Source organism: Paenibacillus sp. 1001270B_150601_E10 (assembly GCF_015558675.1).
GTDB lineage: Bacteria > Bacillota > Bacilli > Paenibacillales > Paenibacillaceae > Paenibacillus_B.
This window is the reverse complement of the sequence record NZ_JADMOL010000006.1, coordinates 53,557-73,021: the sequence shown is the minus strand read 5'-3', so window position 1 is coordinate 73,021 and position 19,465 is coordinate 53,557. Positions and strand designations below refer to the sequence as shown.

Annotated in this window: 14 protein-coding genes; 11 read left to right on the top strand and 3 right to left on the bottom strand. The window is 43.3% G+C overall.

The features are described from left to right. Positions 1–124 precede the first annotated feature (124 nt). From I2H74_RS14970 to I2H74_RS14930, 9 genes are all read left to right on the top strand, one after another. The gene (locus tag I2H74_RS14970) at positions 125–931 is read left to right on the top strand and encodes a gluconate 5-dehydrogenase (RefSeq protein ID WP_195575007.1); all 807 of its coding nucleotides are present in this window, start codon (positions 125–127) and stop codon (positions 929–931) included. 154 nt (positions 932–1,085) lie between these two features. Further along, positions 1,086–2,882 (top strand): DUF2264 domain-containing protein, encoded by a 1,797-nt coding sequence (locus tag I2H74_RS14965; protein WP_195575004.1) that lies wholly within the window; start codon positions 1,086–1,088, stop codon positions 2,880–2,882. Positions 2,883–3,008: 126 nt separating this feature from the next. Further along, positions 3,009–4,196 carry a glycoside hydrolase family 88 protein gene (locus tag I2H74_RS14960; RefSeq protein WP_195575001.1) on the top strand — a complete coding sequence of 396 codons (1,188 nt, stop codon included), beginning with the start codon at positions 3,009–3,011 and terminating at the stop codon, positions 4,194–4,196. A gap of 76 nt (positions 4,197–4,272) precedes the next feature. Further along, complete coding sequence (locus tag I2H74_RS14955; RefSeq protein WP_195574998.1) at positions 4,273–6,030, top strand: sensor histidine kinase; 1,758 nt, start codon at positions 4,273–4,275, stop codon at positions 6,028–6,030. Further along, positions 6,005–7,600, top strand: coding sequence for a response regulator transcription factor (locus I2H74_RS14950; RefSeq protein ID WP_195574996.1), 1,596 nt, complete (start codon positions 6,005–6,007; stop codon positions 7,598–7,600). Before I2H74_RS14955 ends, I2H74_RS14950 begins: the two co-directional genes overlap by 26 nt. A gap of 38 nt (positions 7,601–7,638) precedes the next feature. Beyond that, positions 7,639–8,442 carry a carbohydrate-binding protein gene (locus tag I2H74_RS14945; protein ID WP_195574993.1) on the top strand — a complete coding sequence of 268 codons (804 nt, stop codon included), beginning with the start codon at positions 7,639–7,641 and terminating at the stop codon, positions 8,440–8,442. Between the two features lie 197 nt (positions 8,443–8,639). Continuing rightward, entirely contained in the window at positions 8,640–10,811 is a 2,172-nt protein-coding gene (gene gnpA / locus I2H74_RS14940; RefSeq protein ID WP_195574991.1) for a 1,3-beta-galactosyl-N-acetylhexosamine phosphorylase, read from the top strand. A 585-nt stretch (positions 10,812–11,396) separates the two neighbouring features. Then, the gene (locus tag I2H74_RS14935) at positions 11,397–12,428 is read left to right on the top strand and encodes an aminoglycoside phosphotransferase family protein (protein WP_195574989.1); all 1,032 of its coding nucleotides are present in this window, start codon (positions 11,397–11,399) and stop codon (positions 12,426–12,428) included. Positions 12,429–12,669: 241 nt separating this feature from the next. Further along, positions 12,670–13,458, top strand: coding sequence for a stalk domain-containing protein (locus I2H74_RS14930; protein WP_195574987.1), 789 nt, complete (start codon positions 12,670–12,672; stop codon positions 13,456–13,458). A gap of 601 nt (positions 13,459–14,059) precedes the next feature. Here I2H74_RS14930 and I2H74_RS24715 read toward each other — a convergent pair. Next, positions 14,060–14,335 carry a class I SAM-dependent methyltransferase gene (locus I2H74_RS24715; RefSeq protein WP_229106739.1) on the bottom strand — a complete coding sequence of 92 codons (276 nt, stop codon included), beginning with the start codon at positions 14,333–14,335 and terminating at the stop codon, positions 14,060–14,062. 402 nt (positions 14,336–14,737) lie between these two features. On the opposite strand from I2H74_RS24715, the gene I2H74_RS14920 reads away from it, so the two are divergent. Continuing rightward, positions 14,738–15,196 (top strand): cupin domain-containing protein, encoded by a 459-nt coding sequence (locus I2H74_RS14920; protein ID WP_195574984.1) that lies wholly within the window; start codon positions 14,738–14,740, stop codon positions 15,194–15,196. Positions 15,197–15,307: 111 nt separating this feature from the next. Here I2H74_RS14920 and I2H74_RS14915 read toward each other — a convergent pair whose 3' ends face one another. After that, the gene (locus I2H74_RS14915) at positions 15,308–16,354 is read right to left on the bottom strand and encodes a hypothetical protein (protein WP_195574981.1); all 1,047 of its coding nucleotides are present in this window, start codon (positions 16,352–16,354) and stop codon (positions 15,308–15,310) included. Between the two features lie 364 nt (positions 16,355–16,718). On the opposite strand from I2H74_RS14915, the gene hcp reads away from it, so the two are divergent. Next, on the top strand, positions 16,719–18,011 hold the full coding sequence (gene hcp / locus I2H74_RS14910) for a hydroxylamine reductase (protein WP_195574979.1): 1,293 nt from the start codon (positions 16,719–16,721) through the stop codon (positions 18,009–18,011). 146 nt (positions 18,012–18,157) lie between these two features. Here hcp and I2H74_RS14905 read toward each other — a convergent pair whose 3' ends face one another. Further along, entirely contained in the window at positions 18,158–19,345 is a 1,188-nt protein-coding gene (locus I2H74_RS14905) for an alpha/beta hydrolase (RefSeq protein ID WP_195574977.1), read from the bottom strand. Positions 19,346–19,465: the final 120 nt, after the last annotated feature.

Here is a 19,465-nt window from a genome sequence, read left to right as displayed (position 1 = left end):
ACTATACGTTTATTTGGGCAATGTGCGGCGAGAATATCACATACACCGATATGGATATGGTCGCTATGGACGACCTAAAGTAGATAGATGAATAGAGAGGGTTTATAGAGAGGGGAGTATGAAGATGTCACAATTTTCAGTAGATCGTTTCCGCCTTGATGGTAAGGTAGCTCTCGTTACAGGTGCAGTATATGGGATCGGATTTGAATTGGCATGCGCGATGGCGCGTGCGGGTGCAACAATTGCATTTAATGACCGCAAGCCAGAAGGAGTAGAACGCGGTATAGCTGCTTATAAGGAAGTCGGCATTGAGGCACACGGATATGTATGCGACGTGACCGACGAGCCAGGTGTGCAGGCAATGGTGCAACAGATTGAAGCAGAAGTTGGAGTCATTGATATTCTAGTTAACAATGCTGGTATTATTAAGCGGATTCCAATGATAGAAATGAGTGCGGAGGAGTTCCGTGAAGTCATTGATATTGATTTGAACGGACCATTTATCGTCTCCAAAGCGGTTATTCCAGGAATGATGAACAAAGGCGGCGGTAAAATCATTAATATTTGCTCGATGATGAGCGAATTAGGGCGGGAAACGGTGTCTGCTTATGCTGCTGCCAAAGGTGGCCTAAAGATGCTCACCCGCAATATCGCTTCTGAATATGGTAAATATAATATTCAGTGTAATGGAATCGGACCAGGCTATATTGCGACGCCACAAACAGCGCCGCTGCGTGAACGTCAAGCTGATGGCAGCCGTCATCCGTTTGATTCCTTTATTATTGCAAAGACACCTGCAGAGCGTTGGGGCGAAACGCAGGATTTAGCAGGTCCTGCGGTATTCTTAGCTTCACCAGCTAGTGACTTTATCAATGGGCACATTTTATATGTTGACGGTGGGATTCTTGCCTATATTGGCAAGCAGCCGTAATTTCGAATAGGTAGACCAAAATAGAGACTAACAGGGTATTTAGCTGTTAGTCTTTGTAATATAACCGATGTGTACGATATGCGTTATGAGATTCGTTGTGCTGTGAAAACTGTTGAAGGAAGCGTGAATAATCGTGATAGAGAAAATACGTAGCATGCAGTGGAATCAACGTGACGATGTAGCGGAAGCCCTATTGACGTTAGTACAGCCGCTGCGGTCGCGGCTAGCAGAGCAGCCTGGACACTTAGCGTTAGGAACCCACGGCACGGTCTATACCGAAAATCGCAGAGATGCCGAAGGATTCTTACGAATACTGTGGGGACTAGGACCCTTTCTCGTCCATTATGATGACGAGCAGCTTCAGCTCCAATGGATGCGTGGACTAGCGGAGGGCTGCAACCCGCACAGCGAGCATTATTATGGCAAGATGATGGATGGCGATCAGCTGTTGGTTGAGATGGCATCTATCGCAACTACTCTGCTGCTAGCACCGCACAAAACTTGGGATGTCCTATCAAAGACAGAACAGCAGCATGTGGCAGACTGGCTATGGCAAATTAATGAACGCCGTTTGGCACCGAATAACTGGCACTTCTTTCGCATCTTAGTGAATGTGGCACTGAAGCAGCTTGGTTTGAAGTATTCTCAGGAGAAGATCGAAGAGGATTTTGCCCTGATTGAGTCGTGCTATGTTGGCGATGGCTGGTACTTTGATGGTGTGGATCAGCAGTTTGATTATTACATCCCCTGGGCGTTCCATTATTATAGTTTAATCTACGCTACATTTATGGCGGATGAAGATCCGGAGCGGTCAGCTAAGTTGAAAGAGCGGGCGATTCTTTTTGCACGCAGCTATCAATATTGGTTCGATAGCAAGGGAGAGGCAATTCCTTTCGGCCGCAGTTTAGCGTATCGCTTTGCGCAAGCAAGCTTCTGGAGCGCGCTTGTGCTGGCCGATGTTGAAGCGCTGCCATGGGGCGTCATTAAGGGTTTGTATGCGCGCAATATGCGAAGCTGGATGAATCATGATATTTTTACGACAGATGGCGTGCTAAGCGTAGGCTATCACTATCAGAACTTGGTGATGGGAGAGGGCTATAACGGTGCGGGTTCCCCGTATTGGGCGTTCAAAAGCTTCTTATTGCTTGCTGTTCCGGATGACCATCCTTATTGGCAGGCAAAGGAAGTAGAACAAGAGGTTTCACCAGACCGACTGTCGCTGCCGAGCATGAAGGCGATGATTGAGCATACGCATCATTCTCGACATGTGCTTATGTATCCTGTAGGTCAATTTATTGGATATCAGAACCATGCTTGCGCCAAGTACTCGAAATTTGCCTACTCTACTGTGTTTGGCTTCAGTGTTCCGCGCAGCAATTATTACTACTACGAAGGTGCTTTTGATAGTGTGCTTGCGGTTAGTGAGGATGGCGTACATTTTCGTGATAAGCCGCTCGATTCAAGCTATGAACTGCATGAAGATCGAATGGTGCACAATTGGCAGCCGCAAGTCGGAGTTACAATTCGCAGCACGATTGTCCCTTGTGGTGACAGCCATGTACGCATTCACGAACTGGAAACGAGCCGTGCCTTAATTGCCTATGATGCCAGTTTCTCAGCGCCGTTCGTCACGGTTAGGAGTGATGACACAGCCGTAGTCGAGACAAGTTGGGCGAGTTATGATTCGCCTGTCGGTACCACCATCGCAAAGGCGGTTGCTGGATTCACGCAAGCGGAGATGATTCGCACCGAGCCTAACACCAATGTATTCTATGAGCGGACATTGATGCCTGTACTACGTGCTGAACTTCAGCCAGGGACACATTTGCTAGTAAGTGTGATGACAGGAATTCCTGTTGGCTGCGAGTCGCAAATGCCTGAGGTGAAGTTGACAGCAGATTGCGTAATGGTGCGCTATAATGAGCAAATGACAACGGTGAAGGTGAGATAGAAGAAAGCAAATGTATTAAAAAAAGTCAAAATTGTTCACATTTCAACAAAAAAACGCTTACATTGTGCGGGATGTATCCGCTATCATATAGTTAGCGTTGCGTTATATTTCTGAGAGAGGGCTGAAATGCAGATGTCTACAGAGGGAATGCAAACAACGAGAAGGCAAGCAACACCACTTTACACACAAGCAATTGAAGACGTTCTAGCGAAAACGCTACTCAATATTGATAAGTTTGGAACTCAGTTTCCGCATGTTAGCCTTAATGGGAAATATCAGCTGAATGATAATGACGACTGGACAAATGGCTTCTGGTCGGGAATATTGTGGTTATGCTATGAGTATTCACAAGATGAACGTTATCGGCAGGCAGCAGAAGCTACTGTAGCTAGTTTTCGACAGCGGTTAGAGCAAAAAGTTGTATTGGATCATCATGATATCGGATTCCTGTACAGCTTATCTGCGAAAGCACAGTGGATCCTTACTGGCGATGATTGTGCTCGTGAGTTGACACTGGATGCAGCTGATCATTTATTGAATCGTTGGCGTAACACCAATGATGGAAGCGGATACATTCAAGCTTGGGGAACGAAGGATAACGAGCAAGAAGCGGGCCGTATCATTATCGATTGCTTGCTTAATCTGCCTTTGTTGTATTGGGCAAGCGAGCAAACTGGTGATTCGAAGTATCGAGAAATTGCAGAAATCCAAGCAGAGAAAACACGGCGTTATATCGTTCGTGGTGATGATAGCTCATATCATACTTTCTTCTTTGATACGAAGACAGGTGTACCAATCGGCGGCGCGACTCATCAAGGCTATAGCAACGGTTCGACGTGGACGCGGGGGCAAGCTTGGGGCGTATATGGCTTTGCACTTTCTTATCGTTATACGGGCAATGCGGCATTTTTGGAGACTTCTAAGCGTATGGCACGCTACTTCCTTGAGCATTTGCCTGAGGACAGTGTTGCTTATTGGGACTTCAACGCGCCTGTAGCTGCTGATACGTATCGCGACAGTTCGGCTTCAGCGATTGTAGCCGCCGGACTGGCGGAGCTTATTTCACATCTGGATGATGCTGATCACGATCGTCCTTATTTCGAGAAGATGCTGGCAACCAGTATGGAGTCGCTGATTCACAACTATGCTACGATTGGTGACGATGCAGCGGAAGGTTTGCTTAAGCATGGCTCGTACTATGTCCATGGTGGTTTGTCCCCTGATGATTATATGATTTGGGGCGATTATTACTACTTGGAAGCGCTGATGCGTCTTGTGCGTGGTATTCCTGGCTATTGGTATGAGCGCAAATAGAAATTAGAAGATCTAGTCGATGATTTGGTCTGAACGGTAACGGAAATGTTGAAGGATGGGAAGTGACGCTAACCTCATGTTTCATTTAACTTATTATAAACGAATGTTACTTTCCTTCATGATTTTTATTATCGTACCGATGGTTGCTGTATCTTTGCAATCTTTTTATTTAATTAAGGAATCGATGCTGGATAAGTTGCATGCAACGAACGAAAACATGTTGAACGTAATCGGTGCAGAATTTAGCAAAACGATCGATGATGCTACGTTTGCCTCCCATTATATTGTAAACGATGCAGGCTTCAAAACTAGCTTGCGTCAATTCGCTGATGTCAAGCAGTTAAATAGTTTTGCTGATTATGAGAATTTCTCACAAATCAAGGCTGTATTTTCGCTTATCAATTCGAAAACGTTGAATAGGCAGACGCACATGTACTTAATTAACCGCCAGCAGTTTATTATCCCTTCAGGAGAGGAAGAACCCGCTAAACTATTACCGCATTTACCTGAATTGTATAGCAAAATTAATTTCCAACAGCCAGAACGATTACAGTGGTTAGGTTTACTCGAAGACGAAGGCGCGAGTAAATATTATATTGCTCGTGTCATCTTTGATCGTGTTAGTAACGGGTATACGGCCGTGCTGCTGATTGGAATTGAACAGTCTTATTTCGAAAATGCATTACAATCCGTGAAGTCATGGGATGTTGCTCTCTTGGATGATCATGGTGACCGAATTGCTGGCTCCGCACAACTGCTTGCATCCGATACAAAAAAGATTGACGATCGTATGCGTTCGGAAGTCGTGCTGAGCAAAAACGGGTGGAAGCTTGTGTACGAGATGAGCAACAACACGTTTAGAGGTATCATTTCAAAAACACTTTATATCGGTACTGCTGAAGTCCTGCTTTTTGTTATTATATTCTCTTTATTTGCCCTGCTGATCTCTAAACGATTGCATCGTCCGATTGAGCAATTACAGCAGGTTGCAGGACAATTTGGCAACGGCAAGCTAGATGTTAGGCTGCAAGTTAAGGGAGAGGATGAGCTAGCAGCGGTTAGCAAGACGATTAACTTGATGCTGGATCAGCTGCAACAGTCTATTTATGAGATGGAGCGGCAGCAGGAGCAGAGACGGGTGTTGGAGCTTGAGGCGCTATTTATGCAAATTCGTCCCCACTTTCTGTTGAATACCCTGAATTCAATAAAGTGCAGCTTAATGTTGCAGAAGGATCAACTGCATAGCGGCATGATTGACTCTTTAATGAGCTTACTGCGTGCCTATATGAATTTCAATGCACTGGCAACACTGCAAGAAGAGTGTGAGTTAATGGTTCATTACATTGATATTATGCAGATGCGCAGGGATATACCCATCCAACTGGAAGTCGATGTAGAGCCACAATTGCAGCAGATTAAGTTTCCAAAGTTATTACTACAACCGCTAGTTGAAAATGCAATCATCCATGGCTTTGTCGATACTGATGTAGATATCGAGGGCAATGATACGAGGCGCAAGCAATCTCAAATATGGATTTCCGTCTATCATGATTCGGATACAATCGTGATTGAGGTTGCCGATAACGGAGCAGGGATGGATGAGTCTTTGTTGCATCGACTGAATGAAAGTGTATTACGTTGCAGTGATGAACCTGATCCGAGTTATAAGCGGGTAGGATTGGTTAATGTTGCTCAGCGCTTGAAACTATCTTTTGGTCCAGAGGCTACGCTTTCTTTTGCTCCTAACCGATATGACGGTATAACCGCACGAATGCAGATTCCAATGACATCAAGCGGGGGGACAACCAGTGATATACAAAGTGATGCTTATTGATGATGATGTGCCAATGCTCAAATTATTGCAGCAGATGATTGATTGGGAACCATTACAGTTGAAAGTTGTAGCTGCCACCTATTCCAGTGTCAAAGCCGTACACCTGTTTCAGCAGAACGTTCCTGATATCATAATCACAGATATTGGACTGCCGCAGAAGAATGGGATTGAGTTAGCAGAACAGTTTCGCCAAATCAAACCTGACGTGCGCGTCATTTTCTTAACCTGTCATGAAGACTTCAACTACGCGAGACAAGCGCTAAAGCTTCAAGCTGACGATTATTTAATTAAAGATCAGCTAACTTCAGAGCAGTTGCAACAAAGCTTGCATAAGTCAATATGCTTATTGAAAAAACAATCATCGTCTGTAAGTGTACAACCGTCAAGCTACAATCAACAGTTGCTCAAGCAAAGTTTATTGCAGAGTGTGCTTGATCGAACGAATGTTGATGACATCCTCAAATATGCGTCTGGTATTGGAGTTAGGTGGAACTGTCCTTGGTATATGCTCAGTCTTGTGCATATACAATATGCTAGTTACGATGAACATTATTCACAGCAATCGTTATCGTTAATTTGCTATGCTGTCTACAATATTGCGGAAGAGCTAGCACGCAAATATGAAGGAATCACACCATTTTTGCAGCAACAGCATCTTGTCATTGTGTATAACTATCACGATAATTTAGCGGATAACAACGTGTTGCACTTCAACAGCTATCTGCAAAAATTGAAAGAACGAGTTGCACAATATATGAAATTGCAGCTCGTAAGCGTCACGGTTAGTGATAAGCTGCAACTTAAGCAAATGAGTACATGTTATCACTCCTTACTACGCTATAAATATGAGTTTTATGTTGGAGAGTCGATGCTGATTGCGGATCGCCAGCAGGCGATGGGACCAACATGGCTGAAATTTCCTGCAGGGGAGTTGGACAACTATAAAGTTGAACTGAAGCAGGCACTAGCTATTCATGATATAGATGGGATACAACGTATTATTGAGAATATGAAGCAACATTTTCAAGCAAGAAGGATTGAACCTGCTTCATTCATGCATGAGCTGCAAGTTTGCTTGCGCGAGCTGACGATTGCAGCTTCGGTTAGACTCGATGAAGCGATCTTCAATTATATGGAGCAGTCACGGACTCTTGGTGACGTGCTTGCATTAGCGGAGCGCCCACTAACAGCGATGGCGATGCCTAACGATAAACAAGGGAAACAAGGGCGAGGTACACTAACTAGCAGCTGTGAACCGAAGTTACAGCAAATTCAACATTACATCGAACAAAATTTAGCTGATAGTATTACTTCTATTGATATTGCGCGCTATCTGTATTTAAATCCAAGTTACTTCTCACGCTATTTCAAACGCATGACTGGCAGCAATTTCACGGATTATGTACATCAGTACAAAATGAACATTGCTTCACAAATGTTGAAAACATCTGGGCACACGCTGGAACAGATCGCACTGACACTAGGTTACTCAGACCGTACCTATTTTTCTAAAGTGTTCAAGAAGTATATGGGCGTAACACCGAGTGAATTTAAGAACGAATGTTCTTAAATATTTCAAAAATAAATGAGGAAAGAGTTGATTATCTTATGGCACCAGTAACGCAGTTTACGATTGAAATTCACGATGCAAATCATACCGTATTGGCAACGGCTTCTGACCAGGGGCAAGCCCAGCTCGTATATCATCAACCTTATCAAGAGGGTGACCAAATTGTTGTAAAGAGTGAGCATCCCCACCAATATGTCATGTTGCAGCTTGATGATACGATGCCGGAAACGTTCGTATATTTAGCGACAACGTGTTATCGGCTTGTCATTCCATTTGGAGAGAAGAAAATATCCTATAATCCGAAATCATACAGTGGTGACATCCATGCGCTTAGCGTGCGTCTAGCGACTTCAGCGGAAATCTCCAGCTACAAAAATGTAGCCCTTAATCCGTTTGACCAACATGAGAATGACAGTTGTTATCCGCATGCGATTGCGAATGTGGAAACACGCGGTGAGTCTGTGTTTGCCGCACGCAATGCCATTAATGGCAATTGTTTTAATGCAGGGCACGGGGCATGGCCATTTGAGTCGTGGAGCATTAACCAGCAAGATGACGCTGAAATAAGCGTGCAATTTGGGCGCACTGTAGAAATAGACTGCATCGCTCTTACGCTGCGAGCAGACTTTCCTCACGATAACTATTGGGAGCAAGTAACCGTCTGCTTCTCCAATGGTGATAGTGAAACGATTCATTTAACGAAAACGAATGTGAAGCAGGTAACAAAGCTTACGCCGCGTCAAGTAGAATCACTGACAGTGAAGCACTTAATCAAGTCCGCTGATCCGTCACCGTTTCCGGCATTAACACAAATCGAAGTTTATGGCTGTGAAGTATTGTAATTTTCCAACTTCATATTATACTGACATCTATTCGAAGATATAGAACTGAGCCTGTTGCGAGCAGGGAGTTCTATATCTTTTTTTATATCAAAGGTCAAAATTTTACCCGTGGAAGGTCATAATCCGTCCTTGGGTCTCTCTTCCTCGCTGGGTATGATGGTATCAACAATCAGTTATTTGGAAGGAGCATATTTCAAATGATCGAGCAGAATCAGAGCAAACAAGGTAGAGGGCGCCTCACCATCCCTACCGACCTTGATGTCGTAGGAGAAACGCTGAAAACGATGGAGTTGTGGGGCGCTGATGCTGTGCGTGATGCAGACGGCACCACTTTTCCACAAGAGCTAGCTGAATGCGGAGCGAAAGTATACGCTACTTACTATACAACCCGCAAAGACAACAATTGGGCAAAAGCAAACCCTGACGAAGTACAGCAATGCTATATTTCAACGAAATTTGTTGCTGCTACAGATGCTGAACTTTCTATTCGGTTACTGGAAGGGATCAGCGAAGACTTATTGCAAGTTAACAACCGCGATGATATTTACCGCTGGTGGGAAGTTATCGATCGTACCACTGGCGAGGTCGTACCGACGAATCTCTGGAGCTATGATGAAGCTAGCGGTTGTGTCATTATTTATAACACGATTCCTTACCATGAGTATAGCGTGAGCTTCTTAACCTATCTGATTTGGGATCCCGTTCATATGTACAATGCCGTCGTGAATGATTGGAAAGACTTCGAACGACAAATTACGTTTGACGTACGTCAGCCTAAGACACGGGAATACTCTAAGAGCAGACTGCGTGAATTTTTGCGGGACAAGCCTTATGTAAATGTAGTACGATTTACAACGTTCTTCCATCAGTTCACGCTTATATTCGATGAGCTGCGTCGGGAGAAATATGTGGATTGGTACGGCTATTCCGCTAGCGTCAGCCCTTATATTCTCGAACAGTTCGAGCGTGAAGTAGGCTATACGTTCCGTCCGGAATACATTATTGACGAAGGCTACTACAACAACCAGTATCGGATTCCGTCCAAACCATACTTAGACTTTATGGCCTTCCAACGACGCGAAGTGGCGCAGTTAGCTAAGGAACTCGTTGATATTACCCATGAAGAAGGTCGCGAAGCGATGATGTTCTTAGGGGACCATTTTATTGGCACTGAGCCTTATATGGATGAATTTAAAACCATCGGGCTGGATGCTGTCGTCGGCAGCGTCGGCAATGGTTCAACACTCCGATTAATTAGCGATATTCCTGGGGTGAAATATACAGAAGGGCGCTTCTTGCCATATTTCTTCCCGGATACGTTCCATCCTGGCGGGAACCCAACGGCAGAAGCTCAAGAAAACTGGTTAACAGCAAGACGAGCTATTTTGCGCAAGCCTGTAGATCGCATTGGCTATGGCGGCTACTTGAAGCTGGCGCTGGACTTCCCAGACTTTGTCGATTATGTCACGCAAGTTGCTGATGAATTCCGCGATTTATATGAGAAGGCGCGCACGAAGCCGCTGTGCATAGCTAAAGTTGCTGTATTGAACTGCTGGGGGAAAATGCGTTCTTGGGGCTGTCATATGGTGCATCATGCTCTGTACCAGAAACAAAACTACAGCTATGCGGGCATTATTGAGATTTTAAGCGGAGCTCCTTTCGATGTATCGTTCATTAGCTTTGACGACATTCGTGAGCAGCCGCACCTGCTCAACGATATCGATGTCATGATTAATGTCGGTGACGCTGACACCGCACATACCGGCGGTGACAACTGGAAAGACCCGTATATTGTTGAGCAAATCCGTGCATTTATTGCTCGCGGAGGCGGCTTTATCGGGGTAGGTGAACCTTCCGCCGCTCAACATCAAGGGCGCTTCTTCCAGCTAGGCGATGCTCTTGGCGTAGAGCTGGAGCGCGGCTTCACTCTCGGCTACGATAAATACAATTGGGACGTAAAGCCGTCTCACTTTATTACTGCCGATATGGATGGCGACATTAACTTCGGTGAAGGCAAGAAAAATGTATATGCGACTAGCGCTGATATTTTAGATTGTAAGGATAAAGAAGTGCAGTTGGCAGTTAATAACTATTTCGGCGGTCGCACTGTCTATATCGGTGGACTACCGTATAGTGCCGAGAACGCCCGCTTGTTGCACCGTGCAATATTATGGTCGTGCAGCAAAGATAATGAATTGCACAATTGGTTTAGTTCGGATGCCCATACAGAAATTCATGTTTATCCAGAAGCAGGAGCATATTGTGCTGTCAACAATACTCCTGAGCCACGCAACACGACTGTGCACGCGAATAGCAAGAGCTTCGAATTGGAGCTCAAGGGCGGCGAACTGCGCTGGTTTACTATCTAAGATTACGTCGCATGCCTTGGACATCAGATGTAATTAGCATACATCAAGCTGACGTGGTCATTGAAAGATTTCAAGATGAAATAGGTATCACTTGTGCAATCTAATTGTGCGAGTGATGCCTATTTTTCTATATGACGGATTGATAACCAAGTAATCATGTAAATTGTAATCTGTGTATCTCGCTGGTTCTCGTAGTACACAGGGGAATAACATTCCCGATATGATCTCATTGGTAGCAGTCAAGTTGAAATGATGCCATTATTGTTAAACCAACAGGTAGGAAGAGGTAATAAATGAATATATCTATTGTCGACCTTTCATCACTGTCTTCTTTTCAAATATGATGTTTATGTATTACGTGAAAGGATGGTGATTTCATGATCGTGGAGAATCCAAGCACTATATTAATCACAGCGATAATGGCTAGTAGAAAATCGACCGGAGCACAGTTGCTTTCTGAATAATTCGATAACTCGGTGCAATTACGTGGAGAATCTCTTGAAGAATGATTGTATATATCCTAACCACGTCGATAACATAGCTTTTGAAAAACTACTTACTAAAAAACGATTGGAGGACTTCATCATGAGCGAAATAAAAGCCGAAACGCTGACACCGATCTTAAGCAAAATGCTCGGTACGAAAATAAACTGCGCTGATTTCCAAACCAAAACATTACATGGCGGTACAGTAGGTAATGTACAGCTTGTAACGGGCAATGCCCAAACCACTGACGGCGGGACGTTACCCTATATAATCGTTTTAAAAACGCAGAAGAAATGGGAACGCTACAGTGATCCTGATTCATGGCGCAGGGAATATGATTTTTATAAATCCAATTTCGGCACTCTGTTTTCTGAGTCATTCCGTTGGCCTAAATGCTATCACGCCGAAATGAACGTAGAAGAAAACGAAACGCAGATATGGATGGAATATATCGACGGCATATCGGGTTTAGACTTGACTGGCGATATGTATGAACGCGCAGCCAAGGAATTAGGACGGTTCCAAGGCAAGCTATATGCCGAACAGCCAGATGTTTTACAGAACTTGACCAACCTGAGCAAAGTGGATTATATGAAGAACTTCTATCTTCATTATCGGTCATGGAATAGAGTGTACGATTATATACGTTCCGAAGATTGCGAAATCCCGAAACACCTATGTAATATGCTCATCGACATTGATGAAGCCTCAGACGAGATATTCAACCGTATTGAAAAGCTCCCCGTCGTGCTGTGCCACAGGGATTTTTGGGTGGCAAACCTGTTCTATTCAGACGGTAAAACCATACTCATGGACTGGGATACCACGGGGTGGGGCTATTTAGGTGAAGATATAGCAAGTCTTATCGCGGACGAAGCCGATGTCGAAGACATGGTTGAATACTATCGTAGATGTATCCCAGCGTATTACAAGGGCTTTTCGGAATATGCGGATATTTCACACATAACGGATAACTGCGTTTATGAGATGATTCTACTTATGTTCGGGTACAGGCTTGTTGAGTGGTATATGGACGCAGGATCGGGAAACAAACTCCAAGAAACGGTTGATGAAAGAAGCTTGCACATCCATACCCTACAGAAAATCTTTGAGATAAGGAATGGACAATGATTGCGTGGTCCTTTTGCCAAAATTGACAAGAACTTGATCCTTTACCGATTCTAATGTCTCGCGATCCTAGCTTATTAAGCTAACAGGCCGTTTAGTTTAATGTTGAACCGATTTCTATATTATAACTGCAACATTCTCCATTACATTGCGTTTATCTAACTAAAGGGAGCGTATCGAAAGGAACTTTCGACGACAAGATTTGAGCTAGAGTCAAGAAAATAATAGAACCCTAGGAGGAACTTTGAAAAAAACAATAATCGCACTAACACTTTCTTTTGTGTGTGCTTTACTAATCAGTAATCCAGCGATAAGCTTCGCCAATCATTTTTCTAATACGGTTGATAATGGAAAAATAGAAAATGGACGAGTGCTGATTCCATTACGTGCTGTTTCAGAGCGATTCAATTCACAAGTAATCTGGGACCAGGCCAAAAAAAGCATTACGATTATTCGTGATAAACGAGAGCTGTTGCTTCATGTTAATTCTCGAACTGCTTTATTAAATAACGCTGCTTTCAGCCTTGATGTGCCAGCAAAAATTGTTAATGGAACAACTTATGTACCAGCCCGTTTTTTTGCTGAAGCCTTTGGCGGAACAGCGCTGTGGTCTGAACAAGAACGAAAAGCAACCATTACGATCGGTCAGCAACAGGTCTTTATCCATACAGATCCGCTCAAGCCTTGGAGAATGAGTCAGGAGAGAATAGAGGTACTTAATGCAAAGATAAATGAAGCCACCGATCTCTCAAGCTATTCGCAAATTCGCACATATTTCAGACCTTATTTCACGGACTCCTTTATAAACAAGATCATTCACAGTAATGGCATTAAAAATAACGCTATGCTTACAACAAAAAAGGCCGATATTACCTACAGCAGCACCACAACCGCAAAAATGCACCAATCTGCTTACTTTGAAAGTGGTCCTATCAATCTCGAGCTTGTTGATCGTTATGTATTCTATAAATTTGTTGATAACCAATGGAAAATAGACGATGTGAATGTGGGCAGACAAATCATTGAGCCATAATATACCAGAAAAATACGTGGATAACCAACAAATGAATGGTATGAAATTGTCATAAGAATAGTGCTTATGTAGCGGACGTAGAAAAAAACTCCTTGAATCAAAAAGCGAGCATACGTCAATGGGCCTAGCATGTTGAAAATAATCAACGGTGGACTATCCATACTGTTGGGAGTTCTTAAATTCCTAGTATTCAGACTTATGATAAATTATCCGAACGATCACCAAAAATCCCCTCGACCTGAGGGGATTTTACTATTTCACTGTATTACGTATCTCCTAACATTTCCGACAAACGCTAATGATAGATGAAGATAAAGGAGAGAACGGCGTTTTATCCCAATCAGCATATTGATGTTCGACGCGAAAGCCAGAACGGGTTAATAAAGAATGCAGCGTATCCTGATCCGTGAACCGACAAGCAATTCGGGTAGTCGTTCGCTTATACCCCCAATCACGTATCGTGACCCAATGCATGATATGCTGGCTAGCATTGTTACATTGAGTGCCGGATACCTTTACGTTATTCCAATCCTTATCAATAAATGATCCCCATTCTGTCTCCTCTTGATCGGATAAATCCGTACCCTCCGGATTACGAGTCTCAAATGCAAAGATTCCATCGGGTTAAAATCGCTTGTCCGATTCGAAGGTACGAGCATCGCCCTCCATAAAAGTAACAGTCAGCCCCTTCCGCCTTCAACCGTGCATATTTGAGCATCTCAGAAGAAATGTCAACACCGGTCATTGTAATGCCGGCTTTCGATAGGGGAATCGTTGTTAAGCCTGTACCATAAGCAAGTTCTAATACTTCTCCAGGACTCGATCTAGGAGAGTGTTTTATTGCTGCATGCAATAAAGAGATATGATCTACTCGCATCAACGTTGAAGAATGTTCACAAAAAAGTTTAGTTTTATCTATTGTAAATAGCTAAGTAGAGGATAAACTATAAGGGAGCATTCGATTTGAATCTACAGCGTGTGGAACAACCGTTTCATTACGTTTAAAATGTAATAGAGGACTACAAAGGCGTAGTCTTACTAAAGCAAAGAGGCTTAAGGTTTTAGCATTCCTACTTGATAGGAAGCTATTTAACTTTAGGCCTCTTTGTGTTTATTTTCTGGTATGAGAGATGAGGAAAAGTGAAATTTGTTCACACCTCCTTCTAACCGAGAACAGAATCGATATTCAAAAGTGTATCACAGCTGTACTGGTTGCTATGCTCATTGCAAGTAAAATGGTTCCAAAAAAACTGCACCTAAGAAGTAGAGGAGGATACCCATGAGTATCGATAAAAAGATGATTGAAGAGATGGTTCGTCAAATCATCATAGAAACAGTAGGGGCTGATGCTATTGACCAGAACGTTCATAGAGGTCCTGGAGGGATTACTTCTGTTAAAGTGCCAAATATGAAAGTAACAGAAGGTGATCGTCTCGATACAGGCAACCCTAATGATGTCGTCTATTGTAAAGATCTTTTTTCACTAAAAGAAAGTCCAAGACTTGGCTGCGGTATCATGGAGATGAAAGAAACAACCTTTGACTGGACACTTAACTATGATGAAATTGATTATGTGATTGAGGGACATCTGGATGTTATCATTGATGGTACAAAAGTGTCAGCTGGTCCTGGAGAAGTGATCCTGATTCCAAAAGAAAGTAAGATTCAATTTTCTGTCCCAGAATATGCACGCTTTATCTATGTAACATATCCGGCTAACTGGGCAGAACAAGCGTAACATTCTAATTTCTACTCGGCGGAGGGAAAATGGTTCGTATTAGATAATACGTAAAAAAATTGAGTAAAGAGCATAACACCTTGTACAAACTCCAAGATGTTATGCTCTTTTTTAATTAAGAGAACCTGGTAAAGTTACAACAGTCATTGGGATAAAATGTACTTTCGCACCCTTAATTCCTGTAACTTGAAGCTCATTTAAGAACGATTGACTAGGTTGATAAACAGGATCAAGATAGGAGGCCACTGCCTGTGAGCTATCCCGATGTTTTGGTGCTTTATATGAAAATTGTCTATTAATCGTGCTAGATGTTGAACCAGATGTAGCACCATTAGAGCCATAAGTAAAAACAGGGACAATTGCAGTTGTGTCACCTGAAACTTCATTAGTTACAAAAGATAAAACTTGAGTATTGTCATTCTTTGATTTTACCTTAACATACATATAATCAATAGATTGATATTGATTTGTTTGATAGGTGACTTTAACGTTGCTAACCGTTGTAGTAGCATTGAAATTGGCATCACTAATAAAAGACTTTAATGCGTCATAAAATGATATTGCAATACTTACTCCATTAGATACGGTTGATGCCCCTGCTTTACATACAGTAAATATTAATTTTTCGACTGCTACTCCAAAAGAGCTACTTGTTTGTACAACGGCAGTGGATGTTCCTTTTAATGATGAGGGTTGACTGTTAGATTGTGCAGTTAGATGTTGCACTTCATATGTAACGCCATTCTTAACCATATCCGCTCGAAAACTAGTCCAAACAATATTTTTCTTTTCAGGAGGATTAACGTAAGGAGAAATTGAGTTCAATTCATTGACATTAGTTGCATTTAAAAGCGCTGCTACTGGAGCATCATCACCGAATCTTTGCTGAACCTCATTAGTAGAAAGAAACTCCACGCCTAGACCCTCTAATTTCATTTGATTTTCAGCAAGTTTTTCTCCATTGTCGTCTGATTGTATTAACCTAGTTCTCTCATCATACAATTTTTCAATTTCATCAGTTCTTTCAGGATTAACTTCGATAATCTCATCGTTGTTAACATCGGACAAATTCGTGGCGTAAGAAGCAGCACTTGCAGGAATTGCAACAGACAACGTCAGTAGAGCCGTCAGGATGTAAATAGCAAGTTTCTTTTTCAATATATAACCTCCTAATATTTGGTAGTAGATTACAATATAAATGATAATATATAAGATTTGGTTTAGTCAACAATATTAATCAGATCTTGTTAATCCCTGGTAATGAACATGGCGTGAAGACCAAGTTGGTAGAGGATGGTTGAGGCCTTGATGAAGGAAACGATTCTAGAAATCTTCTATTGCAATCGCGTATGGGCAGCGTGATCCGTTATGGACGCGCTGCTTTTTGTGACATGAGGCAAGATTGTGAAATTGACGGAATATTCATGATATCGAAATATTTGTTGTGATCGTACGCACTAGGGGGTGCTTACCCATTTAGTATGTTGGTCATATAAAACCATTTTGACAGGGGGAAACCCAAATGTTCTGTTATCAATGCGAGCAGACGCCGACGGGCGGCTGCAAGGTTGTCGGAGTGTGCGGCAAGGATGAGACAATTGCCAGTCTACAAGATACGATCGTATTTGCGTTAAAAGGCATCGCGGCGTATGCGACGCATGCGCGGCAGTTGGGCTATGTCGATGAAGAGGTTGACGCGATTACGCATGAAGCGCTTTATATGACGTTGACTAACTCTAATTTCAACGTACAGGAGCATCTGGACATGGCGATGAAGGTAGGAGGAGCGGCGATCCGCATTATGGATGTGCTGGATCGGGCACATACGGAGCATTTCGGCGTTCCGGTGCCGGTTACCGTTTCGCAGAACAAAATTGAGGGCAAGTCTATCGTCGTAACAGGGCATAACTTGTATGCGCTGGAGGAATTGCTGAAGCAGACGGAAGGCAAGGGTATCAGCATTTACACTCATTCCGAGATGCTTCCAGCGCACGGTTACCCGGCTTTGAAGAAATATACGCATTTGAAAGGCAATATCGGCAAAGCCTGGTACGACCAGCGCCGTCTGTTTGAGCAATATCCTGGCGCTATCCTGGCGACGACGAACTGCGTCATGCCGATTAAGGGGACCTATGCCGATCGGTTCTTCTCCTATGACGTGGCTGGGCTCGAGGGCGTGACCAAGATCGTGAACGATGATTTCTCGCCGCTGATTGATCGTGCACTGGCGCTGCCTGCAGCGGATGTGGAGAGCGAGCAGACATTGACAACGGGATATCACCACGAGACGGTGCTTGGGCTGGCGCCGGAAATTATTCGGGCCGTTAAGGATGGTAAAATCAAGCACTTCTTCGTCATTGCGGGCTGCGATGCTCCAGGCAAGGGCGGTGAGTATTACCGGGAGCTCGCGACATCACTGCCGAACGATACTGTTATTTTGACGACCTCATGCGGGAAGTTCCGCTTCAATGATGTCGATTACGGTACGGTGGCAGATACGGGCATTCCGCGTTATATCGATCTAGGGCAGTGCAATAATTCCGGCTCCACGGTCAAGATCGCGGCTGCACTTGCGGACGCCTTCGGCTGCAGTGTCAACGAACTGCCGGTGTCGATCGTGCTCTCGTGGTTCGAGCAGAAGGCGGTTGCGATTCTGCTTGGCTTGTTCAGTTTGGGGATCCGTGATATTCGCATCGGTCCTAAGCCGCCGGAATTCATCTCGGAAGGCGTGATGAACGTGCTGACTGATATGTTCGGCTTGAAGCTTATCGGAGATGCGCAGGAAGATATGAAGGCGATGCTCCGTCTTGTCTAGATAGGGAATGGGGTTCCGCGGTGTTTAAACAAAATTCGAGGTGGCCTGGTATGGAACCAATCACCTGGGTTTGTAATGAAAAATAAGTAACCGGTACATGTTGTAATCAGACTACTCTGACAACAATATGTACCGGTTATTTTTGTCTACTTATTATATCTTTGCAGGAATGCTGTAACCTTTTCTCGTGCAAACTGCGTGCTTAAAGTGCCTGGATTTACATCAAATCCATGATCAACTTCTGGCAGAAGATAGAATTCGCTTACTACACCTTTTTCTTTCAGCTTTTCATCTAATACTTCACCTTGCTCTACCGGGACAATACGGTCGCCGGTTCCTAATAGTGTAATGGTAGGCGGTGAGTGTTCTTCAATGTAATGGATTGGCGAAAGAATCTGATATCGGTCTGAGAATTTTGAAGGAGAACCACCGATGTACTTCTTCATTACATCTTGAACATAATGGATACTGCGGCTGTTTTTGTAGAATAAAGACATATCTGCTGGTCCATACATATTTACGACTGCGTTGACATGCACTTCTGGAACGTGAGTAGAAGCTGGCAGCATTGCATCCCCCATACTATATGCAGCTAACATCGCAAGATTTCCTCCCGCAGACTCTCCCATTAGATTGATCCTTTTGGGATCAATCTGATAGGTGTCTGCATTCTGCAGCACCCATCCAAGCGCCGATTTTATATCTCCAACTTCATCTTTCCATTCTGCTAGAGGAGACAGACGATATTGTACATCAAATACAGTATATCCTAAGTCATTCAGCCATTGATTCCAGTGTGGAGCTCCTCCTTTATCACCTGATACCCATCCGCCTCCATGTACGAGTACTACTGCAGGTTTTAATTTAGAAGTATCCTTGGCTGGCCAAATATCAAGCTTTAATTCAATACCATCCATTGTCTTCCCGTACACAACATTCTCTATTGGTTTTGTGGAAAGATCTTGACTGTAAGTAAAATGAGAACGAAGTGAAACAGCAGTATGTTGACTCTTTGCATAGTTCAGCATACTAGCAATTGGTTGTACTGTTAGAAAGATTAATAATAATGAGAGAGGTACTAAAATCAATTGTGCGATCCTGGCTTTTTTCCAAACAGATAAAATGGTAATAACTATGAAGAACAATGTTATGATTAACAGCAATAAAGGAAATGAGGATGTAGACCATGCTAGCAAACTCATTAATTTATTCATATCACTTGGGATTAAGATGTAGTAGGATATCATTCCGATGATAGGAAGCGCCACAAATGTCATGATCGTCAGGAACCACTCGATGAGACCCCTAGGTCGCCATGATGTTGATAATTTCATGTTTCAATGAAACCTCCGCTTGAACAAGATTTTATAAAGGTCGAGAATATTAATAATAAATCCAAGTGACAATTTAAGAAAAATTTAATATTCACCTCACTTTTATTTTAAAAGTTTTTC

Bases quoted from the DNA above. Each gene is read 5' to 3' on its own strand.
- I2H74_RS24715 (WP_229106739.1), bottom strand. From the start codon at position 14,335: ATGCGAGTAGATCATATCTCTTTATTGCATGCAGCAATAAAACACTCT.
- I2H74_RS14920 (WP_195574984.1), top strand. From the start codon at position 14,738: ATGAGTATCGATAAAAAGATGATTGAAGAGATGGTTCGTCAAATCATC.
- I2H74_RS14945 (WP_195574993.1), top strand. From the start codon at position 7,639: ATGGCACCAGTAACGCAGTTTACGATTGAAATTCACGATGCAAATCAT.
- I2H74_RS14970 (WP_195575007.1), top strand. From the start codon at position 125: ATGTCACAATTTTCAGTAGATCGTTTCCGCCTTGATGGTAAGGTAGCT.
- I2H74_RS14935 (WP_195574989.1), top strand. From the start codon at position 11,397: ATGAGCGAAATAAAAGCCGAAACGCTGACACCGATCTTAAGCAAAATG.
- hcp (WP_195574979.1), top strand. From the start codon at position 16,719: ATGTTCTGTTATCAATGCGAGCAGACGCCGACGGGCGGCTGCAAGGTT.
- I2H74_RS14955 (WP_195574998.1), top strand. From the start codon at position 4,273: ATGTTTCATTTAACTTATTATAAACGAATGTTACTTTCCTTCATGATT.
- I2H74_RS14965 (WP_195575004.1), top strand. From the start codon at position 1,086: ATGCAGTGGAATCAACGTGACGATGTAGCGGAAGCCCTATTGACGTTA.
- I2H74_RS14960 (WP_195575001.1), top strand. From the start codon at position 3,009: ATGCAGATGTCTACAGAGGGAATGCAAACAACGAGAAGGCAAGCAACA.
- gnpA (WP_195574991.1), top strand. From the start codon at position 8,640: ATGATCGAGCAGAATCAGAGCAAACAAGGTAGAGGGCGCCTCACCATC.
- I2H74_RS14905 (WP_195574977.1), bottom strand. From the start codon at position 19,345: ATGAAATTATCAACATCATGGCGACCTAGGGGTCTCATCGAGTGGTTC.